Origin of the sequence: Streptomyces sp. NBC_00637 (assembly GCF_045161545.1) — a bacterium.
In the GTDB taxonomy this organism is placed as follows: domain Bacteria; phylum Actinomycetota; class Actinomycetes; order Streptomycetales; family Streptomycetaceae; genus Streptomyces.
Genome location: NZ_CP109046.1, coordinates 5525640 through 5544777, shown reverse-complemented (window position 1 = coordinate 5544777; position 19138 = coordinate 5525640). Strand labels below are relative to the sequence as shown.

The window sequence follows — 19138 nt, the reverse complement described above, 5'->3', positions numbered from 1 at the left end:
CGCGTGCCTGGCACAAACCTGACTCGCGAAGAGGCGCAGCAGCGGGCGAAGCTGCTCACCGTTGACTCGTACGAGATCGATCTCGACCTCTCCGGCGCGCAGGAGGGAGGGACCTACCGGTCCGTCACGACGGTGCGTTTCGACGTCGCGGAGAGGGACGCGGAGTCCTTCATCGACCTGGTGGCGCCCACCGTCCACGAGGTCACACTGAACGGGGACACGCTCGACGCCGCGGGGCTCTTCAAGGACTCCAGGATCGCACTGCCGGGCCTGCTGGAGGGACGTAACGTCCTGCGGGTCGTCGCGGACTGCGCGTACACCAACACCGGCGAGGGTCTGCACCGGTTCGTCGACCCGGTCGACGAACAGGCCTACCTGTACACGCAGTTCGAGGTGCCGGACGCCCGCCGCGTCTTCGCGTCCTTCGAGCAGCCGGACCTGAAGGCCACCTTCCAGTTCACCGTGAAGGCCCCGGCCGGCTGGACCGTCGTCTCCAACTCCCCGACGCCCGAGCCCAAGGACGACGTCTGGGTCTTCGAGCCGACCCCGCGGATCTCCAGCTACATCACCGCGCTCATCGTCGGTCCGTACCACAGCGTCCACAGCGTGTACGAGAAGGACGGGCAGTCGGTACCCCTCGGCATCTACTGCCGCCCCTCCCTCGCCGAGTACCTCGACTCGGACGCGATCTTCGAGGTCACCCGGCAGGGCTTCGACTGGTTCCAGGAGAAGTTCGACTACGCGTACCCGTTCAAGAAGTACGACCAGCTGTTCGTGCCGGAGTTCAACGCGGGCGCGATGGAGAACGCGGGCGCGGTCACCATCCGGGACCAGTACGTGTTCCGGTCCAAGGTGACGGACGCGGCGTACGAGCTGCGCGCGGAGACGATTCTGCACGAGCTGGCCCACATGTGGTTCGGCGACCTGGTCACCATGGAGTGGTGGAACGACCTGTGGCTGAACGAGTCGTTCGCCACCTACACCTCCATCGCCTGCCAGGCGTACTACCCGCAGTCGCGCTGGCCGCACTCGTGGACCACGTTCGCCAACTCCATGAAGACCTGGGCGTACCGGCAGGACCAGCTGCCGTCCACCCACCCGATCATGGCCGAGATCCGCGACCTGGACGACGTCCTCGTCAACTTCGACGGCATCACCTACGCCAAGGGCGCGTCCGTCCTGAAGCAGCTCGTGGCGTACGTCGGCATGGACGAGTTCTTCGCGGGCGTGCAGGCCTACTTCAAGCGGCACGCGTTCGGCAACACACGCCTGTCCGACCTGCTCGGCGCGCTGGAGGAGACCTCCGGCCGTGACCTCGGCACCTGGTCGCAGAAGTGGCTCCAGACCGCCGGCATCAACATCCTCCGTCCCGAGATCGAGACGGACGCCGCCGGGGTCATCACGTCGTTCGCGATCCGCCAGGAGGCCCCGGCGCTCCCGGCCGGCGCCAAGGGCGACCCGATCCTGCGCCCGCACCGCATCGCCGTCGGTCTGTACGAACTCGACGACGACAGCGGCAAGCTGGTGCGTGACGAACGCGTGGAGCTGGACATCGACGGCGAGCTGACGGCCGTACCGCAGCTGGTCGGCAAGCGCCGTCCGGACGTCGTCCTGCTCAACGACGACGACCTGTCGTACGCCAAGGTCCGCCTCGACGAGCAGTCGCTCGCCTTCGTCACCGAACACCTCGGCGACTTCGAGTCCTCCCTGCCGCGCGCCCTGTGCTGGGCGTCCGCCTGGGACATGACCCGGGACGGCGAACTGCCCACGCGCGACTACCTGTCCCTGGTGCTGTCCGGCATCGGCAAGGAGTCCGACATCGGCGTGGTCCAGTCGCTGCACCGCCAGGTCAAGCTCGCCATCGACCTGTACGCCGCGCCCGCCACCCGCGAGGCCCTGCTGACCCGCTGGACGGACGCCACGCTGGCGCACCTGCGGTCCTCGGCGGCGGGCAGCGACCACCAGCTGGCCTGGGCGCGCGCCTTCGCGGCCACCGCTCGTACGCCGGAGCAGATCGACCTCCTGGAGTCGCTGCTCGACGGCGGCCAGACCATCGAGGGCCTGGCCGTCGACACCGAGCTGCGCTGGGCGTTCGTGCAGCGGCTGGTGGCCGTGGGGACCTTCGACGAGGCGGACATCGCCGCCGAGTACGAGCGGGACAAGACGGCCGCCGGCGAGCGGCACGCGGCGACCGCGCGGGCCGCCCGGCCGACCCCGGAGGCCAAGGCGGAGGCGTGGGCGTCTGTCGTGGACTCCGACGAGCTGCCGAACGCCGTGCAGGAGGCGGTCATCGGCGGCTTCGTCCAGACCGACCAGCGTGAGCTGCTCGCGCCGTACACCGACCGGTACTTCGAGGTCGTCAAGGGCATCTGGGACTCCCGTTCGCACGAGATCGCCCAGCAGATCGCGGTCGGCCTCTACCCGACGGTCCAGGTCTCGCGGGAGACCCTGGCCAAGACGGACGAGTGGCTGGCCTCGGCCGAGCCGAACGCGGCCCTGCGCCGCCTCGTCTCCGAGTCCCGCGCGGGCGTGGAGCGCGCGCTGAAGGCCCAGGCGGCCGACGCGCAGTAGCCCAGCGGTCCCGCACGCGACAGAGGGCGCCCGATGCCCCATCGGGCGCCCTTCGTCGTGCGGGGTGTGGGCGGGGCGTAGGCGGGTTCGCGGGGCGTGCGGGTTCGCGGGTGTGCGGGGCGCGGGTTCGCGGGTGCGGGTTCGCGGGTTCGGGTGCGCGGACCACGTCACGCTCACCGCCGGAGCGGCGGACACCGGCCCACCTCCGTCGCGTCTGGCGGGGCAGACTCTCTCCCACCTCTCGGCGTTCTCGGCTCACTTGATCCTCTCGGCCACCTCGGCCTTCTCGATCTCCTCGGCCTTCTCGCCTCCTTGAGCTCCTCGATCTGCTCGGGGCTTGCTTCCCGTGGGCCCGAAGGTGCGTACGGCCGTCCCGCCGGTCCTCAGCTGGCCCGCCACCGTCGCGCCGAACGCCAGCGCCATGCCCGCCAGTTGGACCGGCGTCAGCGCCTGACCGAGTGCGGCCCAGCCGACGACGGCCGCCGTCAGCGGGGAGAGCGGGCCCAGGAAGGTGACCTGGGTCGCGGTGAGCCGGCCGATGCCGCGGAACCAGAGCCAGTACGACACCGCCGTGTTCGCCAGGGCGAGGTAGAGGTAGCCGCCGAGCGCACGGCCGTCCAGGGCGGGCGGGGCGCCCTCGACGAGGAAGGCGAGCGGGGCGATGAGCAGGCCGCCCGCCGTGAGCTGCCAGCCGGCGAGAGCGAGCGGACCGACGCCGTCCGGGCGGCCCCACCGCTTCGTGAGCACCGTACCGGCCGACATCGAGGCGGTGGAGGCGAGCGCCGCGAGGACGCCGAGCGGGTCCAGCGCTCCTGCCGCCTTCAGCACCACCAGGCTGACGCCGAACGCGGCCACGATCCCGGCCACCACGGTCCGGGCGGCCGGCCGCTGTCCCAGCAGCAGCGCCGAGAGACCGACGACGAACAGCGGTCCGACCGAGCCGACGACCGCCGCCATGCCGCCGGGCAGCCGGTAGGCGGAGAGGAAGAGGAGCGGGAAGAAGGCGCCGATGTTCAGCGCGCCGAGTATCGCGGCCTTCCCCCACCAGACGCCACGCGGCAGGACCCGGCCGAGGGCGAGCAGCAGCAGCCCGGCGGGCAGAGCCCGCATCAGGCCGGTGAACAGCGGGCGGTCCGCGGGGAGGAACTCGGTGGTGACGGCGTAGGTGGTGCCCCAGGAGACCGGGGCGAGCGCGGTGAGCAGGACGGTGGTGGGCCTCTTCATGTAATTAGCTTAGCGCTAAGCGACTTAGCGTCAAGCTGCTTAGCGTAAGTTGGCTTAGCGGTGATCGGCTTACCGGCCGCCGGCTTGGCCGCGAGCCACTTTCTCGTGGGTGACCGGCATCGGGGGGATACTCGTCCCATGAGCAGCCCGCAGCCCCCGCGCAAGGACCCTGTCGACGCGATCGTCGAGCAGTGGGCGACGGTCCGGCCCGACCTCGACACCGGCGCCATGGAGGTCTTCGGCCGGATCTCCCGGCTCTCGCGCGCGATGGGCGACCGGATGGAGAAGGCGTACGCGGCTCTCGGCATCGGGCGCGGCGAGTTCGACGTGCTGGCCACGCTGCGCCGCTCCGGCGAGCCCTACACCCTCTCGCCCCGCCAGCTGTCGGCGACGCTCATGCTCACCACCGGCGGCATGACCGGCCGCCTCGACAAACTCGAACGGGCCGCGCTGCTGCGCCGCTCCCCCGACCCGCACGACCGCCGGGGCCTCCAGGTGACGCTGACCGAGAAGGGCCTCGAACTGGTCGACCGGGCCGTCGGCGCGGGCCTCGCCGCCCAGACCGAGGCCCTGACCGCCGCCCTGGACACCGAACGGGCCGGTCAACTGGCCGGGCTTCTGCGGGAGTTGCTGCTGACGACCGAGACACCGAGGAGCTGATCCGAGGGCCCTCGACGGGCCGGGGCGGTCGACGGGCCGGTGGCGGTCGACGGGCCGGTGGCGGGCCGAGGGCGGTCGACGAAGGGTCAGTCACCGAAGGGACGGTTGCCCATGGGTCCGTCGCCGGGAGGATCCGTCGCTGAGAGGATCCGTCGCCCGGGAGGATCAGTCGCCGAAAGGCCAGGTGTAGCCGAGCTCTTCGGCACGTGCGCGGGTGCCGCCGCTCACCCGGCTGTAGGTCTTCGGGTCCTCCTCCGCCAGTCGCCGCAGGACGGCGGCGGCCTGCGCCTCCGGCGGGGTGCCGTCGTCCGGGACGGTCCAGCGGAACACGAGCGGATCCCCTTCCGGGTGCCCCGCGCCGAGTCCCGGCTGGTACCAGAAGGTCACCTGGGCGGTGTCCGGGTCGTCGTGGCCGGTGCCGATCCAGCCCCGGCGCGCGTCCCACCGGCTCAGCAGCTCCGGCCGGTCGACCAGCCCCCCCTTGATCAGCCGGGCCACGGTACGGGCGGGCCAGCACCACGTCCGGTCCGCCTCCGCACGGGCGATCTCCGCGTCGTAGGCGGTGGCGTCGAACCGGAGGGCCGGGAGTTCGGACGCCGGCCCCCGGATGCCCGGCAGGGGCGGCCGCTGCCAGTCCTCCCACACGACCCGGTCGCCGTCACGCCGGATGGTGACGTGGAGCGCGCCGCAGCACCCTTCGCCGCACCAGGCCTCCGCCAGCCGCACCCGGCGAGGCTCCGGACCTGCCCGCAGCAGACCCTCGTCGAGAAGCAGCTCCGGGCTGTGCGCCGGGCCGTGCGGGAAGACCGCCGGGACCAGAGGCCGCCCGTCGACGAGGATGCGGGTCTCGACGGTCCCCCCGTCCACCGGGTCCCCGACCACGATCACGAGGCGCAGCCCGCTGTCGGGCCCGGCGGGGGCCGTGAACGGCCGCCGTCCGGTACGCCGGATCCAGCGGGCCCTGAGCCGCCGGGCCGCGTCGGCCTCCGAAGTCACCCCGCCCTCTCCTGAAGTCAGCTCGGTCGATTCGCCCGTGTCGGTCGGGTTCCCCACGGCGAGGTCGACCGGGGCGGTCCGGCAGGGCTCGGCCAGCAGTCGGTCGAGGGAGTCGAGGAGTGTCTCGCGGCAGCCGGAGGGCCAGTCCAGCAGCGCTCCGGGGCCGCTGCCCAGATCGAGGGCGAGCGAGAGGAGGGTGGCGTGCTCGTCGAGGGTCGGCGGCAGAAGAGCCGCCCGGGTGACAACGGTTTCGTACACGGCGCGTGCCTCGCGGTAGGTGGGAAGTTCGGTCGTGTCGCCGCTCGCGCATGCCATCCGGACCAGCAACCGGGCCGCCCGGGCGAGCAGGACCGGGTCGTCGGGATGCCCGGCGAGCAGGTGGGGCAACCGGACGGCTTCCGCGATACGGCGGGCCGTCGTGGCACCGAGGAAACGGGGTTCGGCACGGAAGGCCACCAGTTCCGAGCGGACGGCCCGCTCGTCCCCCGTCCCCAACGCACGGACGAGCGGCCGCAGTTCGCCGCGGCTGACGGAGGTCACGAGACTGAGGACGGCGGCGGACCGGCGGTCGAGGGCGTCGAGGGCCTGGACGGCCGGCCCGGTGAGCGGCCGGAGCAGGCCGAGGGTGGAGAGATACGGGACGTCCTCGGGTTCGCCGAGGCGGGTGAGAAGGGCGAGGCCCGCGATGACGACGGGCACGCTGCCGCCGGTCCGGGTCAGTCGTCTCGCCAGGGCACGGGCCGTGGCGTGCTCGTCGGCCGGCAGCGGCAGGGCGGCGACGGCCGAGTGGATCAGATGCCGGTGACGGCCCCTCACACCGAGTTCGGCGAAGCGGCGGTGCAGGACGGCCGGATCCTCCGGCAGCGGGGTCAACGCCTCCCGGATGACACCGGCCGCCGCCTTGCGGGACAACGGCGTCTGGTTGCCGGACGACGGCGTCTGTTTACCGGACGACGGCATCCGACCGCCGGACGACGGCGTATCCGCGGGTCCCGGCTCCGGGGTGAGATCGGTGCCGAGATCGGCGGGGAGGTCGAAGCCGCGGCAGGGCGGGAGCCCGTCCGGCGACTCCCTCCGCAGACGCAGTACGTGGTCGTACAAGGCGGGCGGCGGCAGCGGCGGCACAGCCGGGGCGCTCACCGAGCGGTGTGGAACTCGATTCGGTAGGTCATGCGCAGGAGCCTGTCAGCCCGGCCCGTGACCTGTCGACGCAATAACCGGCACCGCTGCCCGCGGGCGCCTTCCTGCGCTCCTCAGCCGACGTGCGTCGCGAGGGCGGCCTCGACGGCGGCCGGCTCGGCGGTGTCGGACGCCCAGGCCGCATAGCCGTCGGGACGTACCAGCAGTGCCGTACGGCGGTCGCTCGCCCAGTGCACCACGGCGAGCCGGTCCTGGTGGGCGGCGGTGTCCCGGCCGCCGTAAGCCGCCGGGGCGATCAGGACGAAACGGCCGCCGCGCAGCTTCTCGTAGAGGCGGCCGCCGTCGGCGAGGGCGACGTCCGGCACACGGGCGCCGATGAGCCGGTGGGCGCCACGGGGAGCGGGGTAGCGGTAGCCGATGCCCGTGAGTTGACCCACGGCCCTGCGGCGGGCCGGAGCCACCGCGCCGAGGAACCCGGTCAGCGCGGCGCGCAGCGCCAGGGTCCAGGGGCGCTTGGCCATGGCAAGGCGGACGATGCCACCGCTGCTGCGCAGGACGGACCTGCCGACGGGGTGCCGTTCGGCCTGGTAGGAGTCGAGGAGCCCGGCGGGCGCGTGACCGTTGACCACCTGGGCGAGCTTCCAGCTCAGGTTCGCCGCGTCCTGGAGACCGGTGTTCATGCCCTGCCCGCCGGCCGGGGTGTGCACATGCGCGGCGTCGCCGGCCAGGAACACGCGTCCGACGCGGTAGGCGGGCGCCTGCCGCTCGTCGCTGTGGAAGCGGGACATCCAACGGGCGTCGTACATCCCGAAGTCCCGGCCGAGGGCGAGCCGGGTGACCTCCTTGACCTCGTCGAGGTCGAGCGGCTCGTCGTCGGCGACGTCGCGGGCACGGTTCCAGCCGATCAGCCGGTAGTACCCGTCACCGAAGGGCGCGAGGAAGGCGAATGCGTCGCCGACCGCGTTGACGGTGAGCAGCGATTCGGGCTCCTCGGCCAGCCTGACGTCCGCGAGGACGACGGAACGGATGACCGACCGGCCCGGGAACGGGAGTCCGATCGCGTCCCGCACGACGCTGCGCATGCCGTCCGTACCCACGACATACGCGGCACGCAGTTCCTCACCCGCCGCCTCGCCCCGCGCCCCACCGTTCTCGGCTGTGGCAGCCGCGTCCGCGGCCACGGCGGCGGTCCGGATCCGCACGGTCACGCCGTCCGCGTCCTGGCTCAGACCGGTCACCTCGGTGTCGTACCGGAACTCCACGCCCGCCTTCACCGCGCGCTGCCGCAGCACTTTCTCCACCTCGTACTGCGGGATGACGAGGAGGTGGTTGAAGCGGGACGGGAGGTTGTCGAGGGCGACGGTGAGGCCGCCGAAGAGACGGAGCCGGTCCAGGGGCCGCCCTGCTTCCTCGACCGCGTCGGCGAGGCCGCGGGCATCGAGCTGCTCGAGGGTACGGGCGTGCAGCACGAAGGCGCGGGAGAGGTTGCTGATGTGATCAGCGCGCTTCTCGAGCAGGGTGACCCGGACTCCGGCGGTGGCGAGATCGCCGGCCAGCAGCAGACCGGTGGGCCCGGACCCGACGACGATCACGGGGCGCCGAGCGCTGTTGATCCTGCCGCGCTGACGACCGCTGGGATGGGTGTCCGTGGTGTCAATGGTGTCGGCGGCGTCAGCGATGCCGGTGGTGTCGGTGGTGTCACTGGCGTCGGTGGTGTCACCGATGCCGGTGGTGCCGGTTGCCGGTGGTGTCACCGATGCCGGTGGTGCCGGTGGTGTCACCGATGCCGGTGGTGCCGGTGGTGCCGGTGGTGCCGGTGGTGTCACCGATGCCGAAGGTGTCGGCGCTGTCACTGGCGGCGGTTTCGTTGACGCCAGCGGTTTCGCTGGTGCTAGTGGCGTCGCCGGCGCCGGAGGTCTGGGTGGCGTCGGCGGTTTCGCCGGCGCCCGTGACGTCGCAGGTGCTGAGGGTTTCGCTGGTGCCAGTGGTGCCGGTCATCTTGGCCTCCTGGATGCCAACGCTCATTGACCACCAACAACTGTTGGCCAACGAACGTTCGCCAACAGTTGTTGGTCAACGCTCGTTGGCGACGATAGAACCGTTGCGAGGCGGATGTCAACGCTCGTTGGCCTACAGCTGTTGACCCATGCCTGCTGACCCATGCCTGCTGACCTATGCCTCTTGACCTACGGCTGTTGACCTGTCGGCGCAGGGCTGAGCCAGTTGACCTACGGCTATTGACCTGTCGGCACCGAGTTGAGCCCGTTGGCCGACACCCGTTGACCTACGACTGTCGACAGCCCACCGTTGTTGACCTACCTGCGCGATCGACACTTACTGGCCTCCCGGCGCCGGGCTGAGCCTGTCGACCCACGCTCGTTGGCATACTCCCGTCGACCCACGACTGTTGACCCACCTGCGGCGACCGACACCTACGGGCCTACCGGTGCCGGACCAAGCTTGATGGACCACGCCTGTTGGCCCACCCCCGTTGGCCTACGCTCGTTGACCCGCCCCCGTTGGCCTACGCTTGTTGGCCCACCCCCATTGACCCGGCCCCCATAGGCCCACGCTTGTTGGCCCACCCTCGTTGGCCTACGCTTGTTGGCATGCCAGACAGCAAGCCCGCCGGCTCCCCCCGCCGCTCAGACGCCACCCGTACCGCCATCCTCGACGCCGCGCGCGAACGCTTCGCCGCCGACGGCTACGAGCGGGCCACCATCCGCGCCATCGCGCGGGACGCGAACATCGACCCGTCGATGGTGATGCGCTACTACGGCAGCAAGGAGGGTCTCTTCGCGGCGGCCGTCGCCGTCGACCTGAAGCTGCCCGACCTCACCGCGCTTCCCCGCGAGGAGGTCGGCCGGGCCCTCGTGACCCACTTCCTCGACATGTGGGAGGAGAACGAGGTGCTCACCGCACTGCTGCGGGTCGGTGTGACCAACCAGGCCGGGGCCGAGCGGATGCAGGGCATCTTCCGCGACCAGTTCCTGCCGGTCGCCCGCACGGTCTGCCCCGACCCCGAGCAGGTCCCGGCGCGGGCGGCGCTCTGCTCGACCCAGCTGCTCGGGCTCGCGCTCACCCGTTACGTCCTGCGCTTCCCGCCGGTCGTGACGTTGCCCAGGCAGGAGGTGCTGGCGTGGCTGGCGCCCACGGTGCAGCGGTATCTGACGGCGCCCCACCCGTAGAGCCCGGCCGGGCGGGGCCCCGGAAACGCGGCGAGGGCGTCGGCCTCTTCCCCGTACGGACATGCGCGTACAGGGAGGAGGCCGACGCCCTTGAGCCCGTATCCCGGGCCGGGAGTCAGGGGGCCGGCGAGCTAGGCCTTGGCCTTCGCCTGGCCCTTGACGGTGATGTTGGAGCTGGTGGGGTCTTGCCTGTCCTTCGACTTGTCCAGGACCCACACGAGGCCGGCGATCAGCGCGAACAGCGCGAGCGGGGCCACCACGTAGAGGCCCAGCGTCTCGCCGACGCTCAGACCCGGGCCGGGGTCGTCACCGTCGTCGCGGGTCAGCGCGAGCGCGGGGGACGACATGAGCAGCATCATCAGCGTCGTACCGGCAGCCAGGGCGCCGGCGCGCAGGGCGTTCTTCTTGTCCACGGTGCCCAAGTTAGCGAACGGTGTCCGGGAGCGCGCGCCCGGGGTGCCGTATGAGGCGCGGGGTGCCCGTACGGCCGTCCCGGCAACCGCCGCGCTCGAACCACCTGCGCGGCCCCGACCCGGCTCCGCGAGCTCCGCACACGCCTCCCCCGTGCACTCCCTCCCGCCAGGGCTGCCACTCGGACCGCCGCTCGGGCTGCCGCGCAGGCGCCCGCACGGCTGCCACACAGGCGCCCGCACGGGCGGCCGTTCAGGCTCCCCCGCACGCTTCCTCCGGGCCTGCCGCTCACCTGCCCGCCCGCACACGCTTGCGCCAGGCTTCCGCGCCCGCGCAGACACACGCGTCCGCCAAGCCTCCGCGCCCGCACCCGCTTCCGCTCAGCCTCCGCGCCCGCGCACGCATCCACTTCCGCTTCCGCTCAGCCTCCGCGCCCGCGCACGCATCCACTTCCGCTTCCGCTCAGCCTCCGCGCCCGCGCACGCATCCGCTTCCGCTTCCGCTCAGGGCTCCGTGGAGGGCGTACCGCCCGGGGGGCCGTGTTCCTCGCGCAGTACCTCGATCAGCGCCCGCAACCTCGGCGAGGCCGCCAACTCCTCCAGGGTCACCGGGCGGCCGGACGCGTCCGCGATCGGCAGCCGCCAGTTCGGATACTGGTCCCAGGTGCCGGGGAGGTTCTGCGGACGGCGGTCGCCGACGCCGTCCGGGAGCCAGACGCCGATCATGCGGGCGGGGGTGCGCAGCAGGAAGCGGTGGACGGCCTGGACCTCGGCCTCCTCCGACGAGAGGTCACTGCCGCCGCCGGTGCCGGCCAGCAGTCCGAGCCGGGTGAGCAGGGCCAGCCACTCCGCCGTGTCGTTGGCGGCCTCCGCGCGTTCCTCCTCCACCGGGCGGGTCGACAGGCCCAGCCGGTCCCGGAGTTCGACGTGGTCGCCGGTGAGCCGGGCGGCGGTGGACGGCAGGTCGTGCGTGGTGGCGGTGGCCAGGCAGTCGTCGCGCCAGCGGTCGGGGGACAGGGGGCGCCCGTCGCCTTCCCAGTCCCGTTCGAACCACAGGACGGACGTGCCGAGCACTCCTCGTTCGCGCAGCGTCTCGCGCACACCCGGCTCGACGGTGCCGAGGTCCTCGCCGATCACCACCGAACCTGCCCGGGAGGCCTCCAGCACCAGGACGGCGAGCATGGCCTCGGCGTCGTAGCGGACGTAGGCGCCCTCGGTCGGCGGCTCTCCCTGTGGCACCCACCAGAGGCGGAACAGACCCATGACGTGGTCGATGCGCAGGGCCCCGGCGTACCGGAAGAGGGCTCTGAGGAGCCGTCGGTAGGGGGCGTAGCCGGAGGCGGCCAGCCGGTCCGGGCGCCAGGGCGGCAGGCCCCAGTCCTGGCCACGCGCGTTGAAGGCGTCCGGCGGCGCGCCCACCGACATACCGGCGGCGAAGTACTCCTGCTGCGCCCACGCGTCGGCGCCCTCGGGGTGCACGCCGACCGCCAGGTCGTGCACGATCCCGACCGGCATGCCCGCCTCGCGCGCGGCGCGCTGGGCGGCGGTGAGCTGGGCGTCGGTGAGCCAGGCGAGCCGGGAGTGGAAGTCGACGCGGTCCATCAGCTCGCCGCGGGCGCGGGTGGTCTCGGCGGAGCGCGGGTCCCGGAGGCCGGCCGGCCACTGCCGCCACTGCGGGCCGTGCACCTCGGCGAGCGCGCACCAGGTGGCGTGGTCCTCCAGGGCCTGGCCCTGCTCGGCGAGGAAGTCGCAGTAGGCGGCGCGCCGGCCGGGCCCGAGCGGTACCCGGGCGACCAGCTCCAGCGCCTCGCGCTTGAGTTCCCACACGGCGTCCCGGTCGATCAACTCGCCCTTTTCCAGGACGGCTTCGCGCAGTCGCCCGGCGCGTTCGAGCAGCGCGGAACGCGGATCCTCGTCGTCTTGGACGTACGCGAACTCGGGGACGTCCTCGACCCGCAGATGTACCGGGTCCGGGAAGCGGCGCGACGAGGGCCGGTACGGGGAGGGGTCGGTCGGGTTGCCGGGGACGGCCGCGTGCAACGGGTTGACCTGCACGAACCCCGCGCCGAGCGCGCGTCCCGCCCAGGCGGTCAGCTCGCCGAGGTCACCGAGGTCGCCCATGCCCCAGGAGCGCCGCGAGAGGAGGGAGTACAGCTGGACGAGGAGTCCGTACGAACGTCCCGTGGGCGTGGGCAGGCGGGGCGGGGCCACGACGAGGTGGGCCCGGCCGGTCCGCCCGTCGGGCGCGGTGGCCGTCAGCCGGTGCACCCCGAACGGGAGTTGCTCGACGGAGTCGCGGCACTCGCCCTGCTCGGTGTCCACCCGCAGGGCGGTCCCCTCGGGAAGCGCGGCGAGCGCTTCGCAGGGGCTTCCACGCCAGCAGACCACCGTCGGCGGCAGCAGCCGCTCGCGCAGCTCCCGTTCCCGGGCGGCGAGTGCGGCACGTACGGCCTTCGGGGTGCCCGCGTCGACGCCGAGGGCGGCCAGGGCGCGGGTGACGGCACCGGCCGAGGCGGTCACCGTGCGGTCCGGGGAGGGCTGGTAGGAGGTGGCGACGCCGTGCAGCGTGGCGAGCCGGGCGAGCTCCTCTCCGGGGGGCACGGTCATCTAGGGCCTCGTGGAGTCGGAGTCCGCGACGGCGAGCGGTGGCTCGCTGGTCAGGGGCTCGGCGTCGGGCAGCGGAGGTTCGCTGGTAAGCGGGGTCTCGGCGCGGGTGCCCTCGGCGCTGAAGGCGCGGAGGCAGGGGTCCTCGAACCCGGCGGGGGTGACGGCGGAGTGCTCCGCCAGGCGTTTGGAGCGGGCCGGCGCGATCACGGTGGCCTCCTCATCAGTACGGCATCGGATACCCCAGCCCTACCCAGCGGACGCGGGGACAGACGTCCTCACGTCATTACACGCCGCCCTCCCCACCCGGGTCCCGCCCCGACACGGCGGACCGGCGCGCCGAAACGCCGACACCACCCTGTGCACGACCACGCACCACGACGCGCCCCCGCACACCGGCACGCGCCACCAGGCGCCGCCACGCACCCGCGCGCGCCGCAACGCGCGGCCAGGCTCCACCACCGCACGCCCCGTGCCGACGCGGTCGACCTCCCTCAGGTCACGCCGTCGCCCCTCCCTCGGATCGCGCGGTCGACCTCCCTCAGGTCACGCGGTCGACCTCCCTCAGATCGCGCCTCCGGCGCGCAGAGCGGCGTCCAGGTCGCGCATGAGCTCTCCCACGCGCCCGCCTCCGGGAGGCGCCGCCGGCAGCCGACCGAGCACCGCGACGACCGCCGGCGGCGCGTGCCGGCACGCCCACTCCAAGGTCCCTTCGGTGACGGGGCTGTCCACTGCGGCCGGGGCCCCCGGGGCGACCTGCCGGTTTCCCGAGGTCAGCTCCTCCGCCCGGGCCGCGTGGGCCGCCGCGCCGAGAACGTGCTTCACCTGGTGCGCGTCGGCCAGCGGATGCAGATACGCGGCGGCCGCCGCGTGGCTCGCCGCTCGTGCCGCGTCGGCCACGGCGGGTGAGGCGGTCCCGGCCTCCTGCGCCGCCCGGTACGCCGCCCACGCGCTCTGCCGCAGGGCGCCCGTACGCCGGCCGCCTCCGGCGAAGGCGTCCGCCGCTTCGACGGCGTGGCGAGGGCGGGGGTCCGAGGGAAGGCTCTGTTCGAAGACCGGCAGCGTTCTCCGTGCGCAGGCGGCCGCGTAGCCCGTGATCTCCCGCAGTTCCTGTTCGCTCAGCTCGATCTTGTCCGACTCTGTGGGCACGGCCCCATCCTGCCCTCACGCGTCACGGACGGACGATGGGCTCCGGGGGCGCTGGGGACCCCCGGAGCCGGTCACACCCGGCTCGCAGGCCGTTGTGACGCGGTACGAAGACGCGCCGTGCCCCTTTGCGAGGACGCGGGCGACGCCACAGGAAGACCCGGAGCGTCAGGCGGAGATGCCGTCGATCCGGGCCAGTGCGTCGTCGGCGCCGTAGGGCTGGAGGTACGGCAGCCAGCGCGGGTCCCTGTGCCCGGTGCCGATGATGCGCCAGGCGAGTCCGGAAGGAGGAGCGGGTTTGTGGCGCAGCCGCCAGCCGATCTCGACGAGGTGCCGGTCGGCCTTGACGTGGTTGCAGCGACGGCAGGACGCCACGACGTTGTCCCACACGTGTTTGCCCCCGCGACTGCGCGGGATGACGTGGTCGACGCTGGTTGCGACGCCACCGCAGTACATGCACCGGCCCCCGTCCCGGGCGAAGAGCGCCCGGCGGGTCAGAGGAACGGGCCCCCGGTAGGGAACCCGGACGAATCGCTTGAGCCGGACCACGCTGGGTGCGGGGACTGTGACGGTCGCGCTGTGCAGGAAGGCGCCGGATTCCTCGAGGGAGATCGCCTTGTTCTCCAGGACGAGGACGAGCGCGCGGCGGAGCGGTACGACGCCGAGCGGCTCGTACGACGCGTTGAGGACCAGGACATGCGGCACGGATGCCTCCTTGGGCGTCGGCGGCGCGTGGCTCGCGCCGGGACGATCTGTGGTCAGTCTCCCCTCTTGCCTGGTGGACGCGCCACCATGTCCCGGTAACGGGCCGGGAGTGTTTTCGACCACACCCTGTTGTCTCCCCAGGATCATGACCGGTTCAAGCGCAGGTGAGGACTGTCTCTCCTTCACGAATCACGCAGGACCACTCACAATGCCCCGTTAGTGTGGTGGTTCTGCCCGTCCGGTGACCTTTCCGTGACCTCGCAGCGCGTGTCGTCCTTGACCGCCGCACCGAATGGAGCAGAGCAGCACCTGGAGGTACCTGCCGTGTCCTTGCCCGCCGTCCTACCGGCCGTCGACGCGTCGCCGTCGCCGACTCCCTCGGAGTCGCCGACCGCGGTGACCGTCCCGTCCCTCGAGGACGCCCAGGAGAGCGCGACGAACGCGGCCAGCTGGGTCGAGCAGAACTGGTCGACCTGGCTGGCGATCGGTCTGCGCGTTCTGCTGATCCTGGTGATCGCGGTGGTGCTGAGAGTGGTGGTGCAACGGGCGATCACCAAGCTGATCGACCGGATGAACCGCACCGTCTCCTCGGTCGACGGCACGGCGCTGGGCGGGCTGCTGGTCAACAACGAGCGGCGGCGTCAGCGCTCGCAGGCGATCGGTTCGGTGCTGCGCTCGGTGGCGAGTTTCGTGATCCTCGGCACGGCCGCCCTGATGGTGCTCGGCACCTTCGAGATCAATCTGGCCCCGCTGCTGGCCTCGGCCGGTGTCGCGGGTGTGGCGATCGGTTTCGGGGCGCGCAACCTGGTCACGGACTTCCTCTCCGGGGTGTTCATGATCCTGGAGGACCAGTACGGCGTCGGTGACCAGATCGACGCGGGCGTGGCCACCGGCGAGGTCATAGAGGTGGGGCTGCGCGTGACGAAGCTGCGCGGTGCCAACGGTGAGATCTGGTACGTCCGCAACGGTGAGGTCAAGCGGATCGGCAACCTCTCGCAGGGCTGGGCGACGGCCGGCGTCGACGTGACCGTGAAGGCGTCCGAGGACCTCGACCTGGTCAAGGCCACGCTGGACGAGGTCGCCGAGAAGATGAGCAAGGAAGAGCCCTGGAACGAGCTCCTGTGGAGTCCGATCGAGGTACTCGGCCTGGACAGCGTCCTGCTCGACTCGATGGTCGTCCGCGTCTCCGCGAAGACGATGCCGGGCAAGGCCCTGACCGTCGAGCGGGAGCTGCGCTGGCGCGTCAAGCGTGCCTTCGACGCGGCCGACATCCGCATCGTGGGCGGCGCGACCGCTCCCGTCGCCGAGGACCCGGCCGACCCGACGGCCGGGGTCGCGGCCCCGTCGGTGTTCTCCAACGCGGACTCGCCCCAGGTGGCGGCGGCGACGCCGATCACCCAGCCGCGGTCGGCCACCCCGGCCGGCCCCACCAAGTAGGCCGTAGGCCGGAAGTTCGTACGCCTGAAGGTCGTACACCGGAAGTTCGTACGCCCGAAGGCCGGCTGTCGGAAGGCCGCATCCCGATGTTCCGGGGTGTGGCCTTCCGGCGTTTTCCGGGCCCCGCCGGACACGCCGTCCCCCTGGGCGAACCCGGCGTGAGCCCGGCGTGAGCGCGACCTGCGCCCGGCGTGAGTCCGAAGTAACGACTCGGTTGCCTCGGCGGTGTTTCCCCTTTCACTCCTTGACGTCCCCTTCGTGACGGGTCTACGTTCCTGCCAGCCGATAGGAAACTTTCCTAACAGTGACCGGATGTGGACTTGCGTCCGGCGGACTTGAGAAGCTGGGCAGTTCAGAAAGGCAGGTGTCCACCCCATGGCAGCAACCGCCGGTACGCCGGGCACCCCGCGCGTCCTGCGCGCCATGAACGACCGCGCCGCCCTCGACCTGCTGCTGGCGCACGGCCCCCTGTCCCGGACCCGCATCGGCAAGCTGACCGGCCTGTCGAAGCCGACCGCCTCACAACTGCTGGCCCGGCTGGAGGCGGCGGGACTGGTGCTCGCGACCGGCACCACCGAGGGGCGCCCCGGCCCCAACGCGCAGCTGTACGAGGTCAATCCGGCCGCCGCGTACGCCGCCGGGCTCGACGTCACCCCCGAGCGCGTGCTGGCCGCCGTCGCCGACGCCACCGGCCGGACCGTCGGCACGTTCGAGGTGCCCACACCCGGCCGGAAGACCGCCGACGCCGTCGTACGGCAGGTCACCGACGCCCTCGACGGCGCGGTGAAGACCGCGGGCCTCACCCGGGCCGAGGTCCGGCGGCTGGTCGTCGCCACCCCCGGCGCCTTCGACCCCACCACCGGTCGCCTGCGCTACGCCTCCCACCTGCCCGGCTGGCACTCCCCCGCGCTGCTCGACGATCTCGCCGCGGCCCTGCCCATGCCGGTCGAGTACGAGAACGACGTCAACCTCGCCGCCGTCGCCGAACAGCGCCTGGGCGCGGCGCGCGGCCACGAGGACTTCGTCCTGCTGTGGAACGAGGGCGGTCTCGGCGCCGCCCTCGTCCTCGGCGGCCGGCTGCACCGCGGCTGGACCGGCGGCGCCGGAGAGGTCGGCTTCCTGCCGGTCCCCGGCGCGCCCCTGGTCCGTCAGGTGACCAAGGCCAACAGCGGTGGCTTCCAGGAGCTGGCGGGCTCCCAGGCCGTGCCCCGGCTGGCCCGGGAGCTCGGTATCGGCGACATCCCGTCCGGGCCGTACGCCGACGCCGCCGCCGCGCTCGTCGAGCGGGCCGCCGCCGAGGACACCCCCGCGCACCGGCAACTGCTCCAGACGTACGCGACCCGGCTCGCGACCGGTCTCGCCTCGCTCGTCTCCGTACTCGACCCCGAACTCGTCGTCCTGAGCGGCGCCTCCCTGACCGCCGGCGGCGAGGTGCTGCGCGCCCTCGTCCAGGACGAGCTGGAGGAACTGGCCGCGTCCCGGCCGAAGTTGGTCATGGGCGACGTCACCGAACGGCCCGTGCTGCGCGGCGCGCTGGAGAGCGCGCTGGCGGCCACCCGCGACGAGGTCTTCGACACCTCGCGCTAGCCGACCACCACCCCCCTCCCCCGGCCCCTCACCTCACCCCGCTCCACCCTGCTCCACCGCACCGCACCTCGTCCCACCGCATTCCCCTCACCCTGCCCTGTCCCTGGAAGGCTCCGCCATGCCCACACGCATATCCGAAGTCGTCCGAAAGGCGGCTTTTGCCCTCACCGCCTCCACGGCCCTCCTGCTCGGCACGACCGCCTGTACCGGCCAGTCCGCGACCGGCTCCGACGACGACGCGGCGAAGGAGACGACCCTCACCTTCTGGCACGCCTGGAGCGCGCCGAACGAGGTGAAGGCCGTGAAGTCCCTGATCGCGGGCTTCGAGAAGGCGCACCCCAACATCCACGTGAACGTCGTCGGCAACATGACCGACGACAAGATCAACCAGGCGCTGCGCGCGGGCGGCACCAAGGCGCCCGACGTCATCTCGTCGTTCACCACCAACAACGTCGGCAAGTTCTGCTCGTCGGGCGCCCTCGTCGACCTCGACCCCTTCTTCGAGAAGGCGAAGATCGACCCGTCCACGACCTTCCCCAAGGCCATGAACGAGTACACCCAGTTCGACGGCAACCGCTGCGCCGTCCCGCTGCTCGGCGACGCGTACGGCCTCTACTACAACAAGACGGCGTTCGAGAAGGCGGGCATCACCACGCCCCCCAAGACCTGGTCCGAGTTCGAGGCCGACGCCAAGAAGCTGACGATCCCCCAGGGGAACACGTTCAAGCAGCTCGGCTTCATGCCGAACTACCACGGCTGGGAGACGACCACCGAGCACTACCTCGGCCAGTTCTCCCCGACGTACTTCGACACCGCCGGCAAGTCGACCATCGCCACCGACCCGGCCGTCGCCTCCGCCTTCACCCTCCAGAAGAAGCTCGTCGACGACCTCGGCGGCTTCAGGAAGCTGGAGACCTTCCGCTCCACGCTCGGCGACGAGTGGGGCCCCAAGCACCCCTTCCAGACCGGTCAGGTCGCCATGCAGCTCGACGGTGAATGGCGGCTGGGCATGGCGCTGGAGGCCGAGCCGGACTTCGAGATCGGCGTCGCCCCGCTGCCCGTCGCGGACGACCAGGTGGCCCAGTACGGCAAGGGGTACATCACCGGCACCATCGCCGGTGTCGCCGCCACCAGCAAGAAGCAGAACGCGGCCTGGGAGCTGGTGAAGTACATGACCACCGACACGGACGCGGTCGTCGCCTTCTCCAACGCCATCCACAACGTGCCGTCCACGCTGGCCGCGCTGAAGTCCCCGGACCTGAAGTACGACCCGCGGTTCAAGACGTTCCTGGACATCGCCGCGAACCCGAACTCGACCACCTCCCCCGCGTCGATCAACGGTGGCGTCTACCTCACCACCGTGCAGCAGCTCGGCTACGACTACGAGAGCGGCAAGGTGACCGACCTGAAGGCCGGCCTGAAGAAGGCGGCGGCGCAGATCGACACGGACATCGCGCAGGCGAAGTAGCG

General features: G+C 72.1%; 15 protein-coding genes. 6 read left to right on the top strand and 9 right to left on the bottom strand.

Translation table 11 applies throughout. The annotated features are described in order from the left end of the window. The first annotated feature begins 3 nt into the window (after positions 1-3). A complete protein-coding gene (pepN, locus tag OG440_RS24370; protein ID WP_406008909.1) occupies positions 4-2571 on the top strand; it encodes an aminopeptidase N in 2568 nt (855 codons plus the stop codon). Positions 2572-2826: 255 nt separating this feature from the next. Here pepN and OG440_RS24365 read toward each other — a convergent pair whose 3' ends face one another. Next, the gene (locus OG440_RS24365; RefSeq protein ID WP_406008908.1) at positions 2827-3795 is read right to left on the bottom strand and encodes an EamA family transporter; all 969 of its coding nucleotides are present in this window, start codon (positions 3793-3795) and stop codon (positions 2827-2829) included. A 138-nt stretch (positions 3796-3933) separates the two neighbouring features. Here OG440_RS24365 and OG440_RS24360 point away from each other — a divergent pair, with 138 nt between their 5' ends. Next, complete coding sequence (locus OG440_RS24360; RefSeq protein ID WP_406008907.1) at positions 3934-4455, top strand: MarR family winged helix-turn-helix transcriptional regulator; 522 nt, start codon at positions 3934-3936, stop codon at positions 4453-4455. Between the two features lie 165 nt (positions 4456-4620). Here OG440_RS24360 and OG440_RS24355 read toward each other — a convergent pair whose 3' ends face one another. The 3 genes from OG440_RS24355 to OG440_RS24345 form a co-directional block, all read right to left on the bottom strand. After that, positions 4621-6591 carry a hypothetical protein gene (locus OG440_RS24355; RefSeq protein ID WP_406008906.1) on the bottom strand — a complete coding sequence of 657 codons (1971 nt, stop codon included), beginning with the start codon at positions 6589-6591 and terminating at the stop codon, positions 4621-4623. Between the two features lie 113 nt (positions 6592-6704). Then, positions 6705-8204: an FAD-dependent monooxygenase gene (locus OG440_RS24350; protein ID WP_406011444.1), complete on the bottom strand. Its 1500-nt coding sequence runs from the start codon at positions 8202-8204 to the stop codon at positions 6705-6707. 103 nt (positions 8205-8307) lie between these two features. Then, positions 8308-8589 (bottom strand): hypothetical protein, encoded by a 282-nt coding sequence (locus OG440_RS24345; protein WP_406008905.1) that lies wholly within the window; start codon positions 8587-8589, stop codon positions 8308-8310. A 611-nt stretch (positions 8590-9200) separates the two neighbouring features. Between OG440_RS24345 and OG440_RS24340 the strand changes: the two genes are divergently transcribed. Then, positions 9201-9779 (top strand): TetR family transcriptional regulator, encoded by a 579-nt coding sequence (locus OG440_RS24340; RefSeq protein ID WP_406008904.1) that lies wholly within the window; start codon positions 9201-9203, stop codon positions 9777-9779. 131 nt (positions 9780-9910) lie between these two features. On the opposite strand, the gene OG440_RS24335 is transcribed toward OG440_RS24340, so the two are convergent. From OG440_RS24335 to OG440_RS24315, 5 genes are all read right to left on the bottom strand, one after another. Beyond that, positions 9911-10192, bottom strand: a complete 282-nt coding sequence (locus OG440_RS24335; protein ID WP_406008903.1) for a hypothetical protein — start codon at positions 10190-10192, stop codon at positions 9911-9913. A gap of 501 nt (positions 10193-10693) precedes the next feature. After that, positions 10694-12796, bottom strand: a complete 2103-nt coding sequence (gene malQ / locus OG440_RS24330; RefSeq protein ID WP_406008902.1) for a 4-alpha-glucanotransferase — start codon at positions 12794-12796, stop codon at positions 10694-10696. Next, positions 12797-13003, bottom strand: a complete 207-nt coding sequence (locus OG440_RS24325; protein ID WP_406008901.1) for a hypothetical protein — start codon at positions 13001-13003, stop codon at positions 12797-12799. Positions 13004-13357: 354 nt separating this feature from the next. Continuing rightward, the gene (locus tag OG440_RS24320; RefSeq protein WP_406008900.1) at positions 13358-13942 is read right to left on the bottom strand and encodes a putative immunity protein; all 585 of its coding nucleotides are present in this window, start codon (positions 13940-13942) and stop codon (positions 13358-13360) included. 165 nt (positions 13943-14107) lie between these two features. Beyond that, positions 14108-14644 carry an HNH endonuclease gene (locus OG440_RS24315; protein WP_057600138.1) on the bottom strand — a complete coding sequence of 179 codons (537 nt, stop codon included), beginning with the start codon at positions 14642-14644 and terminating at the stop codon, positions 14108-14110. 324 nt (positions 14645-14968) lie between these two features. On the opposite strand from OG440_RS24315, the gene OG440_RS24310 reads away from it, so the two are divergent. The 3 genes from OG440_RS24310 to OG440_RS24300 all read left to right on the top strand — a co-directional run bounded on the left by OG440_RS24310 (position 14969) and on the right by OG440_RS24300 (position 19136). Next, positions 14969-16081: a mechanosensitive ion channel family protein gene (locus tag OG440_RS24310; protein ID WP_406008899.1), complete on the top strand. Its 1113-nt coding sequence runs from the start codon at positions 14969-14971 to the stop codon at positions 16079-16081. A gap of 375 nt (positions 16082-16456) precedes the next feature. Beyond that, entirely contained in the window at positions 16457-17668 is a 1212-nt protein-coding gene (locus OG440_RS24305) for an ROK family transcriptional regulator (protein ID WP_406008898.1), read from the top strand. 118 nt (positions 17669-17786) lie between these two features. Beyond that, a complete protein-coding gene (locus OG440_RS24300; protein ID WP_406008897.1) occupies positions 17787-19136 on the top strand; it encodes an ABC transporter substrate-binding protein in 1350 nt (449 codons plus the stop codon). Positions 19137-19138: the final 2 nt, after the last annotated feature.

What these genes read in the sequence shown, in the direction of transcription:
- OG440_RS24365 (WP_406008908.1), bottom strand. Translation starts at nt 3,795, where the DNA reads ATGAAGAGGCCCACCACCGTCCTGCTCACCGCGCTCGCCCCGGTCTCC.
- OG440_RS24360 (WP_406008907.1), top strand. Translation starts at nt 3,934, where the DNA reads ATGAGCAGCCCGCAGCCCCCGCGCAAGGACCCTGTCGACGCGATCGTC.
- OG440_RS24345 (WP_406008905.1), bottom strand. Translation starts at nt 8,589, where the DNA reads ATGACCGGCACCACTGGCACCAGCGAAACCCTCAGCACCTGCGACGTC.
- OG440_RS24340 (WP_406008904.1), top strand. Translation starts at nt 9,201, where the DNA reads ATGCCAGACAGCAAGCCCGCCGGCTCCCCCCGCCGCTCAGACGCCACC.
- malQ (WP_406008902.1), bottom strand. Translation starts at nt 12,796, where the DNA reads ATGACCGTGCCCCCCGGAGAGGAGCTCGCCCGGCTCGCCACGCTGCAC.
- OG440_RS24305 (WP_406008898.1), top strand. Translation starts at nt 16,457, where the DNA reads ATGGCAGCAACCGCCGGTACGCCGGGCACCCCGCGCGTCCTGCGCGCC.
- OG440_RS24300 (WP_406008897.1), top strand. Translation starts at nt 17,787, where the DNA reads ATGCCCACACGCATATCCGAAGTCGTCCGAAAGGCGGCTTTTGCCCTC.